Source organism: Chitinophaga sp., from assembly GCF_039596155.1.
In the GTDB taxonomy this organism is placed as follows: Bacteria; Bacteroidota; Bacteroidia; order Chitinophagales; family Chitinophagaceae; genus Chitinophaga.
The window spans coordinates 44,252-65,280 of the sequence record NZ_JBCNKF010000043.1 but is presented as its reverse complement, the minus strand read 5'-3'; the positions used below and the strand labels follow the sequence as shown (position 1 = coordinate 65,280).

The following is a 21,029-nucleotide window of genomic DNA, read 5'->3' as shown; positions in this document are numbered from 1 at the left end:
TGTACGGAGGATAATATTATAATCAGTGTGAAGGACAATGGGCCGGGGATTTCGAAGATTTATCATGAGCGGATTTTTGAAAGGTTTTTCAGGGTGCAGGACAATGTGAATGTGCATAATGTGAAGTGGTCTGGAATGGGGTTGAATTATGTGAAGCAGATTGTGGAAAGGCATGGTGGGAGGATAAGAGTGGTGAGTGAATTGGGAAAGGGGAGTGAGTTTGTGATAGCGTTGCCTGTTTATAATGAGGGATGATGGGAATGGATTGTTTATAGTGGGGGGAAAGAAGGGAGATTAAAGTTATTGTGATAGAATTATCTATTTATAATGAGGGGTGATGGGAATGGATTGTTGAGAGTGGGGTTGTTGTGAAAGAAGGGAGATTAAAGTTATCATCATAGAATTACCAGTTTATAATGAAGTATAAAGTTTTGTATGCAGAGGATGAATTGACATTGGCGCAGATCATCAGTGATGGTTTGCGGCAGAGTGGGTATGAGGTAGTGTTAGCTACAGATGGCAGCGAGGCGTTAGAGAAGTTTCAAAGTACGCCGCCGGATATCTGTGTATTGGATGTGATGATGCCATTGAAAGATGGATATACTTTGGCAGAGGATATCAGGAAATTGGATATGGGGGTACCTATTATATTCTTAAGTGCGAAGTCGCTGCCGGAGGATGTGATAAAAGGTTTTAAGAGTGGTGGGAATGATTATTTGCGGAAGCCTTTTAATATGGGTGAGTTGCTGATCAGGATGGAGTCTTTGCTGAGCCGGTTTGGTGTGAAGCAGGAAACCGGGTCCCTGTATACGTTTGGTAGTTGTAAACTGGACCCGGTGACGCAGGAGCTGGAGACCTCGGCAGCGAGGTATACGTTGTCTTATAAAGAGGCAGCGTTGCTGGAACTGTTGTTGCAGAACAAAAATACCCTGGTGCCAAGGCAGGTGCCTTTGCTGAAGATCTGGGGAGATGATACGTATTATAATGCCCGCAGTATGGATGTGTTCATGTCGCATTTGAGAAAGATGCTGAAGAACGAACCGGGAGTACAGTTGATGAGTATCAGAGGTGCGGGGTATAAGTTGATTGTGTGAATAATAAAGGCGACTCTACGAGCCGCCTTTATTATGTTATTTTCTTACTTATTCAATGCCCACTCTGGCCTGATATAATGACAAGTATACCCATTTGGATGCTTCTGTAAATAATCCTGATGCTCTTCTTCTGCATCCCAGAAATCACCTGCTGGTACTACTTCTGTTACAATCGGTCCACTATAGATCTTCGCCGCATCCAGCTCTTTTATCAACTCCTCCGCGGTTTCTTTCTGCGCAGCATCGAGGTAAAAGATCGCTGACCTGTAAGATGTGCCTATATCATTTCCCTGACGATTCTTCGTAGTAGGATTATGAATCTGAAAAAAGAACTCGAGCAACTTACGGTAAGAAATCACTTCATCATTAAATTCTATTTTGATGCCTTCCGCATGCGTGCCATGATTCCTGTAAGTCGCATTCTTCACATCGCCACCAGTATATCCCACATGTGTATTGATTACACCCGGCAATTCCCGGATGAGCTCTTCTACTCCCCAAAAACAACCACCAGCAAGTATTGCAGTTTGATTAGCCATGTTATCTCCTTTTTATTACTGATAAATATCATCTTTTATGCCAAATGAAAAAATGCATGACAAAAGTGCATGTATAGCGGTCTCCTGGCATCCAACCTGATGTGTAAAGGGGATTTGACTGTTAAATGGTCAGGGTGATTCAATCGCGCCCACTTCTGCCTTTCTGTATATCAGCTTGTTATTTTGCGAGCGCCGCTATTTATCTGAATTTATATTTTATTTTTATATCTTGCCGCCAGATTGTTTAAATTTTTAACCCTGATGTTCGTAATTATTAACATTAAACAGGCGGGACGTAAACATGCCATTCTTGAAAAACAAAAAATAGAGCTGGATGACATTGGACCCACACCTACTGTAAAAGACCTGATCACTGCTGTGGTCAAACAACAGGTAAATGCATACAATACAAAAAAGCCCGGGACAAATGCGCTACCGTACCTGACCAGTGAACAAATGGAGGGACAGGCGGCTAACGGGAAGATCGGTTTTGGCAGCATTTACAATGAAGAAAAAGCAGATCTGACCAAAGCACAGGAAACAGCCCTGCAAGCTTTTGAAGATGGCATGTATGCCATATTTGCCAACGAAGAGGAATTGAAACGATTACATGATCATTTTGACCTCCACCCTGATACAGTTATTACATTTATTCGATTAACCTTTCTGGCCGGTAGTATTTGGTAGCCGGACCTTAAACTTATTGTAAGATGAATGCAAAAGAATTCCTCGATACGAGGATAATACCAGATTTTGAGAAAAACCTGATCAACACATTAAAGTCTGTGTACAATGGAGCAACTTCCCATGAGCTGCTCACCAGGCGCAATGCAGAAGCTGGCCTGATTCTATTGGGACAATTAGAGGGTTATTCAATTGACCGGAATGACTATTGTTATGAGATCAGATTCGGGAGTCCCCGTTACGAGGGCATGGTAAAAATACTGCCAGCTAACGAATGGGATGATCCTGAAATGTATAACCTGCTCCGTTATATTTATGGAGATGAGAAAGCGGTATATGTGCGCATGGCCTGGAACAAATTTCCCCGACTCATCTATCAGAAAGGCTACTATCGTCGCTCTTTCCGCTCTCCTGGTAAAAGAGAATTGTATCTGCCGAATCAACTTGATTTCCTGGTCAATACGATTTTCCAGGTCTTTCACAAAGAGTATGGTGCGACCTATTCCTATACGGTATACGATACCACTATCCAGGAGCAGATCATCTGGGATCACCAGCAATCTATGAGCTACCTGTATCACATATGGGCCGCTGCCCTGGACGATGGGAATGAAGAGGTTTACCAGCTGCTGGAGAATATTGTATTCAATAAAGAGGAAACCGGGAAAGTGACCCACAATATTATCAAAGCCCTCCTGACCAGTGAGCGTGCCGATTGCTGGCAATTGGTCGAAAAGCTATTGATCGCTGCCCAGCGACAGGAAGGCTTGCGACAAAGCATTGTTGAATCTATCGATACCAGTACCATCGGTGCTTTCAGGCACATGATCAAAGTGATTGCTGATAATAAACTGGCCAGATTTGCGGCTGTGATCAGGGCGATCGATGTATGGGCAGGTGTAAGCTGGGAAGCAGAAAAGGAGTCTGCGATCAACGCTTTCCTCAGCAAGGCTGTCACTTATATGTTCGATACCGTCCAGATCCCCGATGGCATCAGTAGTAAAAATAACGCGGATGTATATATGGCCCTGTGGGCACAAGGGGTATATGATGTAGAACAGACTTTACCTTACCTGCAGCAGTTAATGCAGGATAAATCAGAAGAAAAGCGTGTGATTGCCGTGAAGTTTGCACAGGAGGCCGGCCATTTTCAACTGGATCTGCCCGTGATCATGGCAGGGCTGGAAGATGAAAGTCTGGCAGTAAACGGGTTGACTGTGAATATGCTGATCTCCCGGATATACTACAATCCTAAGCATTATGATACGTACTACCCCGGGTTGTTTGACAAATTGCAACAGTTACTGCAACGCTCGGCGGTAAAAGAAAAGACTTATAGCAGCATTGCCTTTTCGTGGTTGCATATTACCTATAGCCGTAGTCAGGTACTCTCTGCCATGATCTCGCTGGTACTGGAATACCAGGAGCGACTGGATATTGTGCTCTCTTACTTTGAAGAGATGGCACTGGATGTAAAGGAGAAACTTGCCAAAGTGATCCTTCCGGAATATGCTGTTTACTACTGGGATGATAACCGGCCACAGAAGGCGGTTACCAGCTTCCAGCGTAACTTTGCCATGCGCATTATCAGGGAGAAAGGAGATTTCCTGCAAAAAACTGCTTTCAATGTACTTGATACATTGCAGTTGGACAATCAGGAAAATGAAGTGCTCATTGAACTGCTCAAGCGCAAAAGCAGCGGGATGAGAAGTCGTGCGATCGGGATACTCCTTCATCAAACCGACGAACACCTGCTGCATGCAGTGACTGCACTGCTGCAGGGAGATGCGGAACAACGCCTTGCCGGCCTGGATGTGGCCAGTCAGTGTAAACAACGGAACCGCCTGACTTCCGAAATTAAGCCATTGCTGGCTGCTTTCAGGGAAAGAAAGACTATTTCTCCCAAAGAAGAGATCTTACTGAACGAGCTCACCACTGAAAATGCTACTATCGTATATAACGAAGAGAATGGCTATGGCTTGTATGATCCTGCACAAATCCAGGAGCCAGTCAAACCGGCGATTGATGAGCATGACTATTATAGTAAATGCATTGCCGCGCATCCTTTTGGCTTCTCCCAGCCGGCTGCATACATTCAGGGTGAAATAAAGAAACTGATCGATCTGTTCCTGGCGCACCAGGATCATGAGTATGAAGTAGAAACCTATGATGATGCGAAATATAAGCTGTTATTGGGCAATGGCTTCCGCAGTAAATATTACAGGGTACCCGAGGGGATGACCCCTGAAGAGCAGTATGAGAATTACCCGTTGCCGGCTGTCTGGAAACAATGGTTTGAAGCATCGGGGCTGCAGCCGAGGGACCTGTTTATATTGGATGAAATTGCGGTGAAATACCAATATTATTTCACCAATAACGACGACCCGCTGACGGCAGGCTTTGTGCCTAAGTTGAGCGATTATTTGCCAGATGATATTACAAAGGAAGTACGTACCGGCAAGTTGCACCTGGTCAACACGATCATCAGTGCACTGCGTCTCATCTTTCCTTTCCATGAGAGATCAACCTTCCTGATTGATGCTACCACCCGGTTATTTGCCAGTATTCCTGAAGAACGCCTGAAGGAAGGGAATTATAAAAACGGCTGGCAGGCAGACCAGCGCCTGAACTGGTTTATTGAGAAGATCTATGTATCCAGATTGCCGGATCACTTGATCGCTCCTGTCTGGCAACTATACCACTGGCGACAGTTTAGTGGTCTCCGGGAGAATATTCCTGTCTCCATGCCACCCCTTGATTTATTCTGCAAAGCATTTATGCAGGGTATTATTTCTGAGAGCGAAATGTACAGAGGGATTTTATCCCCCAATAATATCCGGGAATTGTCGTCCAGACGCAGGTACAAATCACAGCGTGATTACTTTGCTGACTACCCTTTCCTGCAGCAGATGTACCTCCGGGTAAGAGAACAACTGCTGGATATTGAACTGAAACGTGGCGACTCAGCCACGCCTGTTTCTGGATTTGTGACTGAAATTGAAAGACTGGAAGGCATCTCCCGTTTTGCGCAGATACTGGCGGGGTTGGGTAAAGACTCCCTGCACAAAGGATATATTTACTCCGCTGACCATAAAAACAAGCAACAGTTATTCTCTTCCTTACTGAAGAAGTGTTACCCCGCCCCTACTGATACCCAGGAGCAATTTGATGCGGCTATGAAAGCGATCAGTGCGAAGGAAGAACGACTCCTGGAAGCTGCGGTGTATGCCCCTCAATGGCAAAAGTTGGTGAGTGGGTACCTGAACTGGAAAGGGCTGGATACCGCTATCTGGTGGTTGCACGTGCACACAAAATCCGATGCGTATGCTGCCCGGAATGCAGACCTGGAAAGTGCCGTTGCCTTGTATACAGCTATCGGGCTGGATGATTTTAAAGATGGTGCTGTCGATAAAGAATGGTTCCAGCAGGCATATAAAGAGATCGGGAAAGAGCGCTGGCAGAAAGTATATGATGCCGCAAAATACATCAGTGACGGGAATGGGCATCGCAGGGCACGGTTGTATGCTGATGTGATCACCGGTGACCTCAAGATTAAAGAGGTAACCCAGAAAGTAAAAGAGAAAAGGGACCAGGATTACCTGCGTATGTATGGATTGATTCCATTGAGTAAAACAAATCCGCAGAAAGATATCCTGGGCAGGTATGAATACATCCAGCAATTCAAAAAAGAAAGCAGGCAGTTTGGCGCACAGAAACAAACCAGCGAAGGGGTGGCCATCCGTATTGCGATGGAGAACCTGGCCAGGAATGCAGGTTATGCAGATCCTATGCGCCTGAGCTGGGCTATGGAAACAAAACAGGTACAGAATATCCTTTCTAAAGAGACCCAGGTGCAATATGATGATGTGCTTATCGGACTCGTTATTGAAGAAGATGGGGAAGCAGAGGTAGTGGCATTCAAGGGGGATAAGCAACTCGCGGCTGTTCCGGCTAAATACAGGAAGGATAAAAAAGTACTGGAATTACAGGAGTTTAAGAAGATCCTGAAAGAGCAATTCAGGCGTTCCCGTAAATCGCTGGAAGAAGCCATGGTACGGGGGGATGCTTTCGAAGCGGCTGAGCTGGCGAACCTGTTTACACATCCGGTGATTGCAAAACACCTGGAGAAACTGGTGTTTGTCACCAGCAAAGGACATGGTTTCTGGAAGGATCATACATTGGTAACCCCTGCTCAGCAAGTTACGAAGATAGCTGCCGATGATGCTATCCGAATTGCACATTGTACTGATCTGTATACAGGCAAGAGTTGGGAAGAGTACCAGCACTATTGCTTTACGGCGCGCTTGCAGCAACCTTTCAAACAGGTCTTCCGTGAGCTGTATACACCATTGGCAGAAGAGCTGGAAGAGCAATCTATCTCCCGCCGTTATGCCGGTCACCAGGTGCAACCAGCGAAAACAGTTGCGTTACTGAAGACAAGAGGTTGGAAGGTAGACTATGAAGAAGGTTTGCAAAAGGTATTTCACAAAGAAGGCTTTGTGGTAAAAATGTATGCGGAGGCCAACTGGTTCTCTCCTGCCGAAGTAGAAAGCCCGGTATTGGAGCAGGTGATCTTCCATGACCTGAAGACCTATAAGAATGTTGCATTCAAAGATATTGATCCCCGCATCTTCAGTGAAGTGATGCGTGATATTGACCTTGTTGTGAGCGTGGCACACGTGGGTGGGGTAGATCCGGAGGCGAGTCATTCCACCATCGAAATGAGGGCTGTGTTGCTGAAAGAGACTGCCCGTTTATTTAAACTGGATAATGTCAGCATCATTGGCAACCATGCAAAAATAAAGGGACAATATGGCGAATACAGCGTTCATCTGGGTAGTGCTATTGTACATATGATGCCGGGACGGTACCTGTCCATCCTGCCAGTACATTCACAGCAAAGGGGAAGGTTGTTCCTGCCATTTGCCGATGATGATCCTAAGTCAGCAGAAGTGATGTCTAAGGTGTTGTTGCTGGCACGGGATCAGGAGATCCAGGATCCGACCATTATACAGCAGCTAACGTTTTGATTATCTATGGCTTAAGTGCTGGTATAGTCACTCCGGGTGTGTAAGGATAACTGAAATTATATACATCTTATCCAAAATTATATACATCCGGAGTTGTACCTTTGCTGGTACATGAAAAGGATCACCGCAATATGTTTATTACTGCTTTACTCCCTGACCCTTGTGGGGCTGGGTGTAAAGCAGTTTTATTGTTGTGGAAAACTGATGGAATCATCCCTTGGATTGGCCAGTGCTACCGGGCATCATTGTGACATGGATAAGGAGCATAAGGGGTGTTGCGATACTTCTTTTAAGAGCCTGAAGGTAGAAGATAGCCATTTTTCAGCTGGGGATGTGAATATCCCTGCCACGTTCTTTTTCACGCTGGTTAATTTACAGCTGGACGTGTGGCGCATTGCACCTGTTTTAAATCAGCCTTTCCAATTTAATTATGGAAATGGCCCCCCACTATACAGTGACATTCCCCGGTATATCCTGAACTGTATCTATAGAGTTTGATAACCCTATCCTCTCTTTTATTTCCCCGTTTTTGCTGAAAATGATTTCATCTCCATGGGAGTACCATTTTCATGAATGTTTTATTTACAATACAGTTAATTATATGTATAAGCTTATTATGCTGATAGGTTCCCTATTATGCCTGTCTGTTGCCGTATCTGCTCAAAAACAAATTACCGTACCTGTATCTGGTGAATGTGATCAGTGCCAGCGTAGAATAGAAACCGCCGCTAAGGGCAAAGGGGTGAGCGTGGCGCATTGGGATGTGGGCAGCAAAATGCTGCACCTCGAATTTGATACGACGCAAGCCAATCTGAATGATATTGAAAACCGGATATTGAAAGCAGGCCATGACGTAGATGGCAAAAAGGCTGGTACGAAGGCTTACAATGCCCTGCCAGCATGCTGTAAATACCGGGTAAGTGCAGCGGGTAGCACCCATGAGCCTGAAGGCCAGCATAGTGCCAGGGCCCCGCATACGGCTACCCTACCGGTAGCAGGTGCTTGTGAACAATGCCAACAGCGAATTGAAACTGCAGCCAGGGCAACTGGTGTCAGCCTGGCACATTGGGATGTAGCGAGTAAGACCCTGCAGCTCGAGTATGATGCTGCGTTGACGGACCTGAACACTATTGAAGAACGTATTTTGAAAGCAGGGCATGATGTGGGTGACAGGAAGGCCAGTGCAAAGTCATATAACGCGCTGCCTGAATGCTGTCATTACCGGGTGAATGAACAGCAACTGAAGGAGTTTACCGTGAATTCAAGGGTGAAGACTACCCAGCTCTCTTCCCTGGCTACAGCCAGAACAGAAGTGATGACCAGCAAGGAGTTGCTCAAAGCTGCGTGCTGTAACCTGGGTGAGAGTTTTGAAACCAATCCATCGGTAGATGTATCTTATAATGACGCAATAACCGGATCTAAACAGATCCAGTTATTAGGCCTCAGCGGGAATTATACCCAGCTGACGGTGGAGAACCTGCCTGGCCCCAGGGGATTAGCGACGCCCTTAGGACTGAATTCAATTGCAGGTCCGTGGGTAGAGTCCATCCAGCTGACAAAAGGAATTGGTTCTGTCGTAAATGGTTATGAAAGCATTGCGGGGCAGATTAATGTAGAACTAAAGAAACCGGAAAACAGTGAACGATTATATGCCAATGTGTATGTAAATGACTTTGGTAAAACAGATGTCAATGTAAACTTAGCCCAAAAGATCAATTCGAAATGGTCCGTAGGCTTGTTGTTGCACGACGACTTCCTGGCGAACAAAAAAGTAGATTTTACCAAAGATGGTTTTAGGGATGTACCTACGGGAAACTTGTTTAGTGGGGTGAACAGGTGGAAGTATGACAACGGGAAAGGGTTCATGACCATCTTTGGTGTGAAGGTGCTGAAAGATGAAAAGAAAGGCGGGCAGATAGGGTATAAGCCCGGATCATCATTATACGGACTGGGTATCAATACAGACAGGTATGAGGCATTTGCAAAAATCGGGTATACATTTCCTGCTACCCCTTACAAAAGCATAGGACTGCAGTTAGCCGGCATTAGTCATACCCAGCGCTCTTACTTTGGTGTAACAAAGTATGATGGTGACCAGAAGAGTGTGTATGCTAACCTGATTTACCAGTCTATTATCGGCACCACTACCCATAAATTCAGAACAGGGTTGAGTTTTTTGAATGACGATTACAATGAGTCGCTGAATACCCTGAAATATAAGCGAACAGAAGTGGTACCGGGTGCTTTCTTTGAATACACTTTTGCGCCAGTGGAGTCATTTAGTGTGGTGGCCGGGTTACGTGGGGATCATAACAACCTGTTTGGCTTTTTCCTGACACCTCGTATCCACGTAAGGTACGAGCCGGTTCCCGGTACTACAGTACGGGTAAGTGCGGGCAGGGGGCAGCGTACCGCGAATATACTGGCAGAGAATATGAGTGTGATGGCGAGTGCGAGAACGTTGCAGATTTTAGGGGCAGCGGATGGGAAAGCCTATGGTCTGAATCCGGAGGTAGCCTGGAATAAAGGAATAAGTGTAGACCAAAAGCTCACTTTATTTGGCCGGGATGCGATGGTAAGTGCGGATTACTTCAGGAATGATTTCAGGAACCAGGTAGTGGTAGACCTGGAAAATCCCAACGAGGCGAAGTTCTATAACCTGGCCGGGAAATCGTATTCCAACAGTATGCAGGCAGAAATTACGGCAGAGCCATTGCCCAAACTGGATGTGAGGGTCGCCTACCGTTATTTTGATGTAAAGACCACTTATAGCGGTGTGCTGAAACAAAGACCACTGACAGCTAAGCATCGTGTATTTGCTAACCTGGCGTATGGGATAAAGACCTGGAAGTTTGATTATACGGTGAATTACAATGGTGCTAAGCGTATACCTATGACAGCGGTGAGCCCGGAAGCATATTCACCGAAATATGTCACCATGAATGCGCAGGTGAGTAAGACTTTTGCTAAGAAACTGGATGTATATACAGGTGTGGAAAACCTGACTAATTTCTTCCAGAAAGATCCGGTGATCAATGCAGGTCAGCCCTTTAGTGCTGGTTTTGATGCCAGTATGGTATGGGGACCGGTGATTGGCAGGATGTTTTATGGTGGATTGAGATATAAAATTTAATGATTAATATATGGGGGTATAGGTTATTAAAATTAATTATATAATTTGGCGGCCGAAATAACCTAGCCCCCATTACATGAAGAAGAAATTCGTTTATAAGGACGAGAAATCGCACAAATTCTGGAACATTGAGATTAAACAGGTAGCCCTGACAGTTGAATTTGGAAAATACGGAACAACGGGACAAATCCAGACAAAGCTGTTCAATTCAGAAGAGGACTGTTTAAAAGCAGCCGAAAAACTCATCGCAGAAAAAACAAAGAAAGGCTACACACTTGTAGTAGAAGACCTGCCCCCCAGAGAGTTATACAATGATATCATGGCTGTGGCGAGGATGCTGGAAGCACAATTCCCTGACAAAGTAGAGATCACGCCTGTATCCGAAGCAAACATCAAAGAGATGGAAGCTACTGTGGGATTCCCTATGGATGAGGAGTTCCAGGCTTACTGGCTGGAAAAGGGGTCTTTCTTTTTTGATAAGGATGATTTTATTTGTGCGCTGTATGCTTTTGATCAGAATGGTCCTAATGCTAATAATTTATATGGTTTCCTGTCTGTTTACTGTTATATCCATAGATGTCATTTTGATGCGCTGGATGAGGAAAAGGATTTCCTGTCACAGTGCACCATCGTATTGGGCCTTATTATAAAGGGAGACGAGAAATGGGTGTTGGTGAATAACCCCGTGGGTATTTACCTGATCCATTATGAAAAGGAGTTCCAGCATTACAGCGAGGAGGAGTTCATGCATTTGCTGGCGCCTGTGCTGGCGGCAAAAGAACATGCTAACTATACGGTTACCCCGCAGCCTGTGATAGAAAAAGAGGATGAGGCAGAAGAGGATGAGGAAAAAGAAGACACACCGGCGGATGATGATGAAACGGCATTATTCAAAGAGATGTCTTATGCGGAAGTATTGGAGCTGCTGGAGGTAGACCAGTTGTTTGAAGATTGGGATGACAATACGGTTTATGGCTATGATACGGAGGAAGATTACTTTGAGGATGCCGGGACGATATACGTGCATGAAGGCGACTTACACCTGGATAAAAACCTGAGTTATGGCGGCGCTTTATTGGTGGTAGTGGGCAACCTGACAGTCGCAGGTATGTTGGACGTTCCTTATTATGTAACCGGAAATGTGACTACTGAATACCTGAGTCTAGATTCCTTGCAATATACCAGAGGTGTTGAAACTGTTCAGTACCTGGCAGTAGCATGGGGGGAGGATGATGAAGCGTTGCATAAGATGCGGTTCAGGAAAATCAATGCCCCACATTTCGTATCCTGGTTTTATGACCTGGAATGTTTTGAATTTGGTCCTGATACGGTTATTACGGCTTTGTATAACCACGATACCCTGGATTACTACAAGACAAAGAATACTTTCCTGGCATGGCATAACTATGCATTGGCCTTCCGTTCGGAACTTTGCTATGTAGTAGAGGCTGAGCATCATGATATGTTAGGATTGAGTACCCAGCAATTACATAAGGCGCTGAAGAATAACCAATCTATCTGGAAAGATGGGGTGACTGAGGAAGGAATCAGGCTGGTAGAGCAGGGCATGAACATCCCTGGTCTGGATGCACAACTGGAACGTTATCATTGTTATAAACAGGCTATCGCTGCAGCACCGGGTTATTATTTAGGATACCTGAAGGCAGGAGAACTTTTATTCGATGCAAAGGCATATGTGCAGGCCGGAGCGTATTTTAAGCAGGGCATCCCATTGTCACCGGATAAGTTACTGTATGATTATGGTTGTATCGGCTGGGCGGCACTTTGTGAGGTTCGGATCGGGAATTATGAGGAGGCTATTTCCATTGCGAAATTAGCGGGCGATAAAGATTATTTCCCGTTGCGAGTATGGGGAGAAGCTTTATTACTGCAGGGAAACCCTGACGAGGCAAAGGAGGTACTGGAAAAATCCGTGGCCATCAGATCTGTATTTTCCAATCACTGGTTACTGGGGTTGGTTTATTACCTGCAGGGTGATAAAAAGAAGGCGCTTAAGCATTACGATATTGCCAGCTATAACAACAAGAAAGCACTGCCATATGAACAGGCGCAAAGCCTGCATTATTTTTATGGGGATAATGTGACTGTTGACTGGGATACGACTGTACCTGTACAAGTTGTAAGAGACCAGGCCTACTGGCAGGACTTCTTTAATACACATCCCGTTTCGTTTGACAACCTGTTGCAGGTACCTGAGGAATTCAGGACTACTGAAATGGTATCCACACTATTACAGCAAAAGGACGTAACCGGAGAAGTTTTAAAATACCTGAGTCCTGCGTTGTATACACAGGAGCTCATTTTACAGGCTGTGGACAGGGAGTCGCCGCTTAGTTACCACGATATCCCGGCAGCATTCCTCACGGATAAAGTCTTTGAACTACACGCACATGGTGTAAACCTGGAATACCTGCCGGACGAGAAGAAAACGTATGAGTTGTGTTTTAAACAGGTTGCTCATAACCAGTACAATTACAGGTACGTCCCGGATGCATTCAAGGATGAACGGATGAATATCGCCCTGGTAGCGGGTGGTGTACTGAATGATGTTCATCATAAGGATATGCCCCGGAAGTATTATACTGATGAATATATTTTACAGGCCATTGACATAGACATAGACGTGATCAATCGTATCCCTCCGAAGTTGGTGAGCAGGGAGGTGTATGAGCATGCTGTTGCCAGGTATGGGCAGGATCCTAAGTGGCCTTTCATAGTAGACAGGTATAGCAGGGAGTGCTGGCGGTATGGATCGGGAAGTGATGTAGCGGATATGGGTAAGCTAATCCTGCAGTATGGTTATGATATAGTCAACCATTTGAATAGCCGCCAGATCAATAAGCATAGTTATGCCTATTATAAGAAATACCTTCCTGAGCTGCATGTGCCTGAGTGGGAGGAGCGAAAGCATGTTACAAACGAGTATCTGGCCGGGAAGGAATATGACTACGATACATTCGGAAAGGTATGGGCTTGTTTCTGGGATGAAAATTTTATCATCAATGTATTGAAGGCTGGAGACCGTTTATTTGATGTTCCTGCCAGGTATATTACCCCTAAGATCGTGGAGGCGGCTTTAGCTAAAAATACCTGGGATTTTCCATTTGTACCTGTACACATGTTAACACAGGAACTTTGTAACAGGGTATTTAGTAAAGGGGATTATGATGAGTTAGATGCAGTACCGCTGGCGATGCGCACATTGGAATTGTGTTCAAAAGCTGTGGCAGGTGATGGTAAAAATCTAAGGTATGTTCCTCTTGAATTGCGAGGCCCTGAGTTATGTGCTGCAGCGGTAGCTGCCAGAACTTCAGCGAGGAGATATGTACCAAAACAGCATTATAGCGCCACCTTTGAAATTGTACATAAACGGTTTGGCAAACGGATGGATCCTGGTTTTGTGTCGGTGAACTGGGGACTTGGATTGGTCCTGGACGGGAAATATGAGGAGGCGGTGAAGAAACTGGAGCAAGTAACCAATGAATACCAGCATGAGGCGGTCTACTACCTGGGGTGGAGTGCTTACCTGAGAGGTGATGAGAAAGCTGCAAAGGAATTGTGGAAGCAATCACAGGATATTGCGAAGGAAGCTGATATGTATGAAGAGGATAAGCTTAAACTTCCATATGCAGATTTCCAGTTGCCGGAAGTACCGGGTGTCTATGAGTTCAGTCAGCTAACATTTGATAAGCTGATGATGGAAGCCTCTTTGTTAGTGCAGGATAAACAATACGACGCGGCCATCGAAATATTACAGCAGGTTGAAGAAGTGCTGACGGCCGCACAAAGCGATGAGATGCGTTTGTGGGCGTATGTGTGGGACCATCAGCGATATGCGTTGTACGAAGCAGGGCAGCAGGATGCCTCCCTGGCGATATGTCGTCGTATGATTGAAGAGCTGGGCAAGGTAACACTTTGGGAATACCTGGAAGAGCATAATATAATTCGTGCTGCGTTGCGTGCGGCACACAACAGCCTGGCATACCGTTGCTATGAGAATGGAGAGATTGCTGAGGGATTAAAGCACAGCAAAGCATGTATGAAAATAATTTCCTCTATCGAAGATAAGAGTGTGTTGAATCCTTTTTATGAAACCCAGGCGTTGTTGATGCACAAGGCGGGGGATGAAAAGGGATTTGAAAAGGTGGTCGCTAAAATTAAAAAGCAGAAACTGGAAGTGGGAGACGATTTAGCACAACTTATGTCCTGAAAGTAAGCGGCGCAGCAGCCGTTTGCTTTTTGAAATAGTTGGAGAAGTGAGACACTTCGTCGAAGCCTAAAGCATAAGCGATATCTGCGACACTCCAGGTCGTTTGTCTGAGCAAAATTTTTGCTTCTTCAACCAGTCGTTTACTGATGAGTTCTGAAGTGGTGCGGCCGGTAGATTCTTTTAATACTTTATTCAGGTGGTTGACATGTACTGCCAAACGGTCTGCGTATTCTTTGGGGGTACGCAGACTTAACCTTTGTTCAGGGGATTCCACCGGGAATTGCCGCTCCAGCAGTTCCAGGAACAACATGGAAATACGTTGTGATGCATTTTGCGTGGTATTGAGTGCGGTCAATGGCTGTAGCTTCTGACCATAATGGATCAGTTCCATTACAAGATTGCGTAGCAGGTCAAATTTGAATTTGTAATCGGATGCCAGTTCTTTCTGCATTTTTTTGAAAATGTATGCGACCTCCTGTGCTTCGTCGTCATTCAGGTGAAATAGAGGCACATGTCCTGGCTGGAAAATCGGTAATTCCTCTAATACTACGCCTGACTTCCTTGGCATGAGAAAATCGGCTGTAAAGATGCAAAAGAGGCCATGTTGGTTGCTGTCTGCTGGGATCCAGTGATAAGGGATTTTTGGGGTCGCGAACAGGAGGGCGTTCTTTTCCACGGCGATCACTTTGTCAGCATATTCAGCGCGGCTTTTACCATTCAGCCAGCTGATCTTATAATAGGCCCGGCGGCTGTAGGGCATGATGCGATTACCGGTTGCTTTGTCAAAGAGGAGCTGTGGATCAAAGACATTGAAATGCCCTGTATCCCTGGTAAGGCCTGCCGGAATGGTAGCTGCATTACGTTTGTAAAACTCTTCGAGCGAGGTATTGGTCAGCATACAATAAAGTTACTAATAAGTAAAATGCGGCTGGGTATATAGATAGCATTTTACACTATGAATACCTGTTTCAACCAGGTACCTGAATACAATGAGCCTGTATCTTTTCATTTGATACAGGCTCATTATCTTATACCAGCATTCCGCCGGAGACTTCTATTCTTTGTCCATTTATCCAACAGGCATCGTCTGTACATAGCAGGGCGATGGCACCGCCGATATCTTCCGCTTTTCCTACTCTGCCGAGGGCGGTGACGCTAGTTACATTCTTTTGTAATTCAGCGTTTTCTCTCAGGTGTCCACCACCAAAATCGGTCATAGTCGCACCCGGAGCGACCACATTGGCCCTGATGCCTTTACTGCCGAGTTCTTTTGCCAGGTAGCGGGTGAAGGTTTCAACCGCACTTTTGAAAGATGCATAGACAGCCGAACCAGGGAAGGAAACGCGTGTCAGGCCGGAAGAGATATTCACAATACCCCCCCCTTCATGCAGGAATGGGATGAGTTTTTGTGTTAAGAAATACACCCCTTTGAAATGTACGTTCAGCAAATCGTCGAAGAATGCTTCTGTTACTTCGGGAATGGCGCTGTATCCACCCTGACCAGCGTTGTTGACTAAGTAATCAAAGTGATCGGTATTGAAGTGGGTACGCAGGGTGTTTTCTAGCTGCGTAGCGAAGTCTTCAAAACTGCTGATCACGCCGGTATTGAGTTGCAAGGCAGCGGCTTTGTGGCCGGTGGCTTCGATTTTTGCAACTACCTCGCGGGCATCTTCTGTCCGGGTGTTATAAGTGATGATGATGTCCAGTCCTTTATCCGCCAGTTTCAGGGCAGCATCACGACCTATGCCGCGACTACCCCCTGTGATTAATGCTATTTTGTTTGCCATTGTTTGAAATTTATATAGCAAAGTTAACAGCGTATCAGCGGGTGATGTTTAAAGGAATCAATCTGTTTTTTGCAAAAATCAAATCATTTTAAGATGAAGTGGATGTGCCTGTTATCAGTGGATGATGTTGCTGCTTTGGAGCAGGTAACCCCCTGTTATGCGAGCTAGTCCTACTTTTTGTGAATGCTATACAATCTTCCACCATCTGTGATGGCGTATAAAGCACCGTCTTTCCCTTCGGTAATATCTCTAAAGCGTTGTTGCTCGTCAGCCAGTAATCTTTCTTCTCCTACTACTTTATTATCTTTTATCACCAGCCGGGCGATGTGCATACCACTCAGGGCGCCGATGAACAGGTTGTTCTTCCATTCCGGAATCGCATTACCGGAATAGAAAGTGATGCCACTGGGGCTGATCACCGGATCATAGTAATAAACGGGTTGTTCCATGCCTGCTTTTTGCTGGATACCTTCACCCACTTTTTCGCCGGAATATTCGATACCATACGTGATAGTGGCCCAACCGTAGTTTTTACCTGGTTCGATGCGGTTTACTTCATCCCCGCCTCTTGGTCCGAATTCAGTTTCCCACAGGTCGCCGGTTTCAGGGTGGAATGCAAGACCTTGTACATTTCTATGGCCATAGCTCCATATTTCAGCGCGTTTATCGGCCTGACCGAAGAATGGGTTGCCTTCTACCGGCTGACCATCTTTAGTAATATGTAAGACCTTACCAAGGGCAGAATTCAGCTGCTGTGCCTGTGGCCTGGTTTCCAGGTCGGAGCGTTCGCCGGTGCTGATGAAGAGGTTGCCATTTTTATCGAATACAATTCTACCGCCGTAGTGGAGGGTCCCTTTATAGGCGGGAGTGGCTTTATAAATAACGGTGGCGCCTTCGATTGTTTTTTCGTCGGCAGAGAGTTTACCTTTGGCTACTGCCGTGAGGTTACCTTCTGGCAGTGGGTCGGAAAACACCCAGTAGACCATCCTGTTTTTGCTGAAATCCGGGTCTACGCGAATACCTAAAAGGCCGCCCTGGCCGTCGGTGTTAACGGTAGGAATACCCGTGATAGGAGCGCTGAGTTCACCGCTGGTAGTGGCGATGCGTAAATCACCTTTTTTCTCCGTAATGAGGAGGCGGCCGTCGGGTAATGGTGTGATACCCCATGGATTCTCTAGTCCGGTGGAGAGCACTTTGAATGTATAAGGTGTTTTCGTTTTAACGCCACCAATACGGGTCTGGCCTGCAAAGGCTGGTTTGTAGTCGGAATTGGGTGCTTTGGTTTCCACAGGTGCGAGGAGGCTATCCGTGCCCGTGCTGTCAGCTGGATTGTTGACATGCTCGCCACCAGGTGAGCTACACGATGCAAGGGTAAAAGCTACAACAGTCGCACATAGTTGAATAGGTCTGATCATATTGATGGAATTTAAGTAAGAACTCTATCAAAAACCGGGCTCATATTGCGAGTGGCTGAAATAGACCATGTTTGCCAGGCAGTTAGGGGTTTATCCAATGGCGGCCAGTATGTCGTCGGCCCAGTTCAGATTATCTTCACGAATGATGATGGTTCGGAAATTAAAATGGTGACCTTCCATCTCCACTCCTTTTGAATCGTCTATGTGCAGGTCGATATTAAATGCAGGAGGGTACTTGGAGGGTTTAAACGGCAGGTGCACAAACTGGTTGTGCACCTGCTGGTTGATCACTTTATCCAACCTGATGCCATATAAATAAAACATCCACCAGATCCTTTTAGGCGGACGGTAGGAGGAGGTATACACATATATTTTGTGTCCTTTCGCCTGGCAGGCTTTCATCAATGCCACGGTACCGACGCGTAACTTTTCTACTTTACAGAGTTTCTGCAAAAAAGTACGCTCCTGCGTATCGAATTGCTTAGTTCCGGGAATCAATGTGTCGTCCAGGTCGAAAGAGATGATCATGAGTGTTACCAGTTTTTATAGGGATGGGTGGTAAGGTTTGAATTGTAATATTTCTTTTCTCCGGTTACTTCCTGAGTGACCCATTTGGGTCGTTCAAAGGCTTCATCTTCACTTTGTAATTCTATTTCAGCGACATATAAGCCGGCGTTGGCACCGAGAAATTCATCTACTTCCCACACTTTATGCTGATGGATGATCTTGTACCTGATTTTGGAGAGTTCAGCTATGGCAAAGTGATCTAAGAGTTCTCTGGCTTCTTCCGCCGGTATTTCGTATTCATATTCCAACCGGGTAGCGCCAGTGGCAATTCCTTTGATGGTGAGATAGCCGGTGGTATCTGTCAATCTTACGCGAATAGTTTTTTGTGGATCGGTGACGAGGTATCCCTGCCGGAAATGTTCACCGGCAGGTTTTTCCACCTGTTGCCATTGTGCGAGATCCAGGAGGAATTTCCTTTCTATTTCTTTTGCCATGCGTTACTGTTTTCGGGTTGAGGCAAAGATAGGGCATCTTTAAAGAAGAAGTCCCAGATCACCACGGGGGCATCGACGTCTTTATTCATGTATCCTAATTTAGGGATGTAGAGGCGGAAATTCCGGTTAGGAATATTGTGCCCACCGTCTTTGATGTTGACAAAGCTTACCTTCTTGTGGGTGGCTTTATTGTAATAATTTGTCTGTACGGCGGTGTGACCATAGTGTTGGGTAGAGAGCGGGGAGGCGCCTGCGACAGCCCGCCAGTATTCAGCTGTGAATGGGGCACTTTCTGCCATGCCGAAACTTTCACCGTTAAGGGTGATTTCTCCACCGTTGTAGGGAACGATACCATCCTGCTGGCCGTTGATCAGGATGATGGAAATGGGTTGTTGGATGCTTCCGGAGCAGAGGTTGTTTTCGGGGACTGTCAGCGTGGAGCCGATAGTTGCATAGCCGGCAAACAGGTCGGGTATGGTAGCGGCCAGTCTGAAGGCCATCTGGCCACCATTGGAGTAGCCGATGGCATAGACTTGTGTGGTATCGATATTGTATTGTTCTTTAAAATAGCTGATGATGGATTTGGTAAAAGAGACATCATCTATATTCATCTTTTTTGCAGGGTAAGGTGCTACTTTCCTACAATCATTCCAGTTATGCATGTAGCCTTGTGGATAGACAATAATGGCATCCTGGGTTTTATCTGCCAGGAGATCGAATTCATGGCCGGTGAAGATCTGCATCATGAAGGATTTGAGTCCGGAGCCATGATAGACAATGACGAGTTTGGGATTTTTATGAATGTGTTTTGGGATATGATAAATAAATGTCCGTTCATAACCGTCTAAGGTGAGGCTATGAGATTTGTTTGGATGAAGGATGTTCCATCTATAGGTATATAGGAACAGGGCCGCGATGGCGGCTACGATTAATAATAAAGCACCGACTATCATCTTTTTCATTTGTTTTATAGAAATAGACGGCGTGCTGGAAAAAAAGACGCAGGTTTTAGAGAATTTCTTTTGGAGGGGTGTAATCGGTGACGTTACCGAATTTATCGGTTCTGAGGAAGCAGCTGTTCATGACAGTGGCTTTGATTGTTTTCCGGGCGCGTTGTATGCGGGATTTGACGGTACTGAGGGGAAGATTATTTTGTTGGGCGTAAGCTGTTTGTGAGATGCCCGTTATTTCGATGGCTTCCATGACCTGTTTCTGTTCGTCGGGCAGGGACTGGATGAGTAGGGAGATGCATTTGATAAGGTGTTCATTTCCTTCGTTCTGTGTGTGGTCGGTGTCAATGATGGGGGTGACCCGGTTGGATTTCCTGTAATGATCAATGACTGCATTGTATGCGATGACTTTCAGCCAGGAGGAGATTTTTTTATGGTCTTTGAGGGTGTTGATAGATGCGTGGGCTTTGAGGAAGATGTCCTGTCGGATGTCTTCAAGGATGTGTTGATCAACTTTTAGTTGTTGCAGGTAGTTGGTGATCTGTTGATAGAGTGCTATTTGAATATCGTTCGTCATGGTGTGTAAAAGTATACAACTTACCTGTTATCGTCAAAGCTGGTACTCTTTCCTGGTCAGGTGATATATAAAATTCTGCGTGTTCGCTCCGTATGACCGGTCCATTTCCATTACGCCTGCTTTGACGGCGCCGAGGCGGGTGACGGCTATTTGTGAGCGAACGTTATTAACACCTACGTGGAAACCTACCGTGTCTACAAACTGAAAAATATAATCCAGCATTAGTTTCTTTACGGCTTTATTGAAACCGGTGCCCCAGTATTTGGTGGCGTAGAAAGTGTAGCCGATATAAATGATGTTCTGATCTGCGTCGTAGTCATAGTAGCGGGTAGAACCAGCGATTTCCCCGGTTGTGTTGTCGATGACCTTAAAAGTATTCGGGTTGCTCATGGCTTCGGCAAAGTAATTTTTGAATACTTCTGCTTTCCAGCGGTCACTTTGCGGATGTTGTGCCCAGATAGCGGGATCTGATGCGACTGCATAAAGGGCGTCGTAATCGGCTGGCAGCAAGGGAGCGAGTTGGATCTGGTCGTTTGTTAAGTTGGGTTGTATCGGGAATGTCATGGAACAAATTTAATGGATCGCGGG

The 21,029-nt window shown here is 45.7% G+C and carries 16 protein-coding genes; 7 read left to right on the top strand and 9 right to left on the bottom strand.

Annotated elements, in window-relative coordinates:
• Together ABDW33_RS28950 and ABDW33_RS28945 are read left to right on the top strand one after the other, a co-directional pair.
• The coding region (locus ABDW33_RS28950; RefSeq protein WP_343693582.1) for a HAMP domain-containing sensor histidine kinase at positions 1-255 on the top strand (255 nt) is incomplete at its 5' end.
• A gap of 161 nt (positions 256-416) precedes the next feature.
• A complete protein-coding gene (locus ABDW33_RS28945; protein WP_343693581.1) occupies positions 417-1,094 on the top strand; it encodes a response regulator transcription factor in 678 nt (225 codons plus the stop codon).
• Between the two features lie 44 nt (positions 1,095-1,138).
• Here the strand turns inward: ABDW33_RS28945 and msrA are convergent, their stop codons facing one another.
• Complete coding sequence (gene msrA, locus ABDW33_RS28940; protein ID WP_343693580.1) at positions 1,139-1,633, bottom strand: peptide-methionine (S)-S-oxide reductase MsrA; 495 nt, start codon at positions 1,631-1,633, stop codon at positions 1,139-1,141.
• A 261-nt stretch (positions 1,634-1,894) separates the two neighbouring features.
• On the opposite strand from msrA, the gene ABDW33_RS28935 reads away from it, so the two are divergent.
• The 5 genes from ABDW33_RS28935 to ABDW33_RS28915 all read left to right on the top strand — a co-directional run bounded on the left by ABDW33_RS28935 (position 1,895) and on the right by ABDW33_RS28915 (position 14,711).
• Positions 1,895-2,320, top strand: a complete 426-nt coding sequence (locus ABDW33_RS28935) for a hypothetical protein (RefSeq protein WP_343693579.1) — start codon at positions 1,895-1,897, stop codon at positions 2,318-2,320.
• A gap of 23 nt (positions 2,321-2,343) precedes the next feature.
• Positions 2,344-7,347, top strand: coding sequence for a DUF4132 domain-containing protein (locus ABDW33_RS28930; RefSeq protein WP_343693578.1), 5,004 nt, complete (start codon positions 2,344-2,346; stop codon positions 7,345-7,347).
• Positions 7,348-7,458: 111 nt separating this feature from the next.
• Positions 7,459-7,845 (top strand): hypothetical protein, encoded by a 387-nt coding sequence (locus tag ABDW33_RS28925; RefSeq protein ID WP_343693577.1) that lies wholly within the window; start codon positions 7,459-7,461, stop codon positions 7,843-7,845.
• Between the two features lie 103 nt (positions 7,846-7,948).
• Positions 7,949-10,480 (top strand): TonB-dependent receptor, encoded by a 2,532-nt coding sequence (locus ABDW33_RS28920; RefSeq protein WP_343693576.1) that lies wholly within the window; start codon positions 7,949-7,951, stop codon positions 10,478-10,480.
• 76 nt (positions 10,481-10,556) lie between these two features.
• Positions 10,557-14,711: a WGR domain-containing protein gene (locus tag ABDW33_RS28915; protein ID WP_343693575.1), complete on the top strand. Its 4,155-nt coding sequence runs from the start codon at positions 10,557-10,559 to the stop codon at positions 14,709-14,711.
• Here the strand turns inward: ABDW33_RS28915 and ABDW33_RS28910 are convergent.
• The 8 genes from ABDW33_RS28910 to ABDW33_RS28875 all read right to left on the bottom strand — a co-directional run bounded on the left by ABDW33_RS28910 (position 14,701) and on the right by ABDW33_RS28875 (position 21,005).
• A complete protein-coding gene (locus ABDW33_RS28910) occupies positions 14,701-15,609 on the bottom strand; it encodes a helix-turn-helix transcriptional regulator (protein WP_343693574.1) in 909 nt (302 codons plus the stop codon). The genes ABDW33_RS28915 and ABDW33_RS28910 overlap by 11 nt on opposite strands.
• 130 nt (positions 15,610-15,739) lie before the next feature.
• Complete coding sequence (locus ABDW33_RS28905) at positions 15,740-16,498, bottom strand: SDR family oxidoreductase (protein WP_343693573.1); 759 nt, start codon at positions 16,496-16,498, stop codon at positions 15,740-15,742.
• A gap of 170 nt (positions 16,499-16,668) precedes the next feature.
• Positions 16,669-17,913 carry a PQQ-dependent sugar dehydrogenase gene (locus ABDW33_RS28900; protein WP_343693572.1) on the bottom strand — a complete coding sequence of 415 codons (1,245 nt, stop codon included), beginning with the start codon at positions 17,911-17,913 and terminating at the stop codon, positions 16,669-16,671.
• Positions 17,914-18,003: 90 nt separating this feature from the next.
• Positions 18,004-18,441 carry a hypothetical protein gene (locus tag ABDW33_RS28895; protein WP_343693571.1) on the bottom strand — a complete coding sequence of 146 codons (438 nt, stop codon included), beginning with the start codon at positions 18,439-18,441 and terminating at the stop codon, positions 18,004-18,006.
• A 5-nt stretch (positions 18,442-18,446) separates the two neighbouring features.
• Entirely contained in the window at positions 18,447-18,914 is a 468-nt protein-coding gene (locus ABDW33_RS28890) for a CYTH domain-containing protein (protein WP_343693570.1), read from the bottom strand.
• On the bottom strand, positions 18,899-19,876 hold the full coding sequence (locus ABDW33_RS28885) for a hypothetical protein (protein ID WP_343693569.1): 978 nt from the start codon (positions 19,874-19,876) through the stop codon (positions 18,899-18,901). Before ABDW33_RS28885 ends, ABDW33_RS28890 begins: the two co-directional genes overlap by 16 nt.
• Before the next feature lie 46 nt (positions 19,877-19,922).
• Positions 19,923-20,441, bottom strand: a complete 519-nt coding sequence (locus ABDW33_RS28880; protein ID WP_343693568.1) for a sigma-70 family RNA polymerase sigma factor — start codon at positions 20,439-20,441, stop codon at positions 19,923-19,925.
• A 33-nt stretch (positions 20,442-20,474) separates the two neighbouring features.
• A complete protein-coding gene (locus tag ABDW33_RS28875) occupies positions 20,475-21,005 on the bottom strand; it encodes a GNAT family N-acetyltransferase (protein ID WP_343693567.1) in 531 nt (176 codons plus the stop codon).
• Between the last annotated feature and the right edge of the window lie 24 nt (positions 21,006-21,029).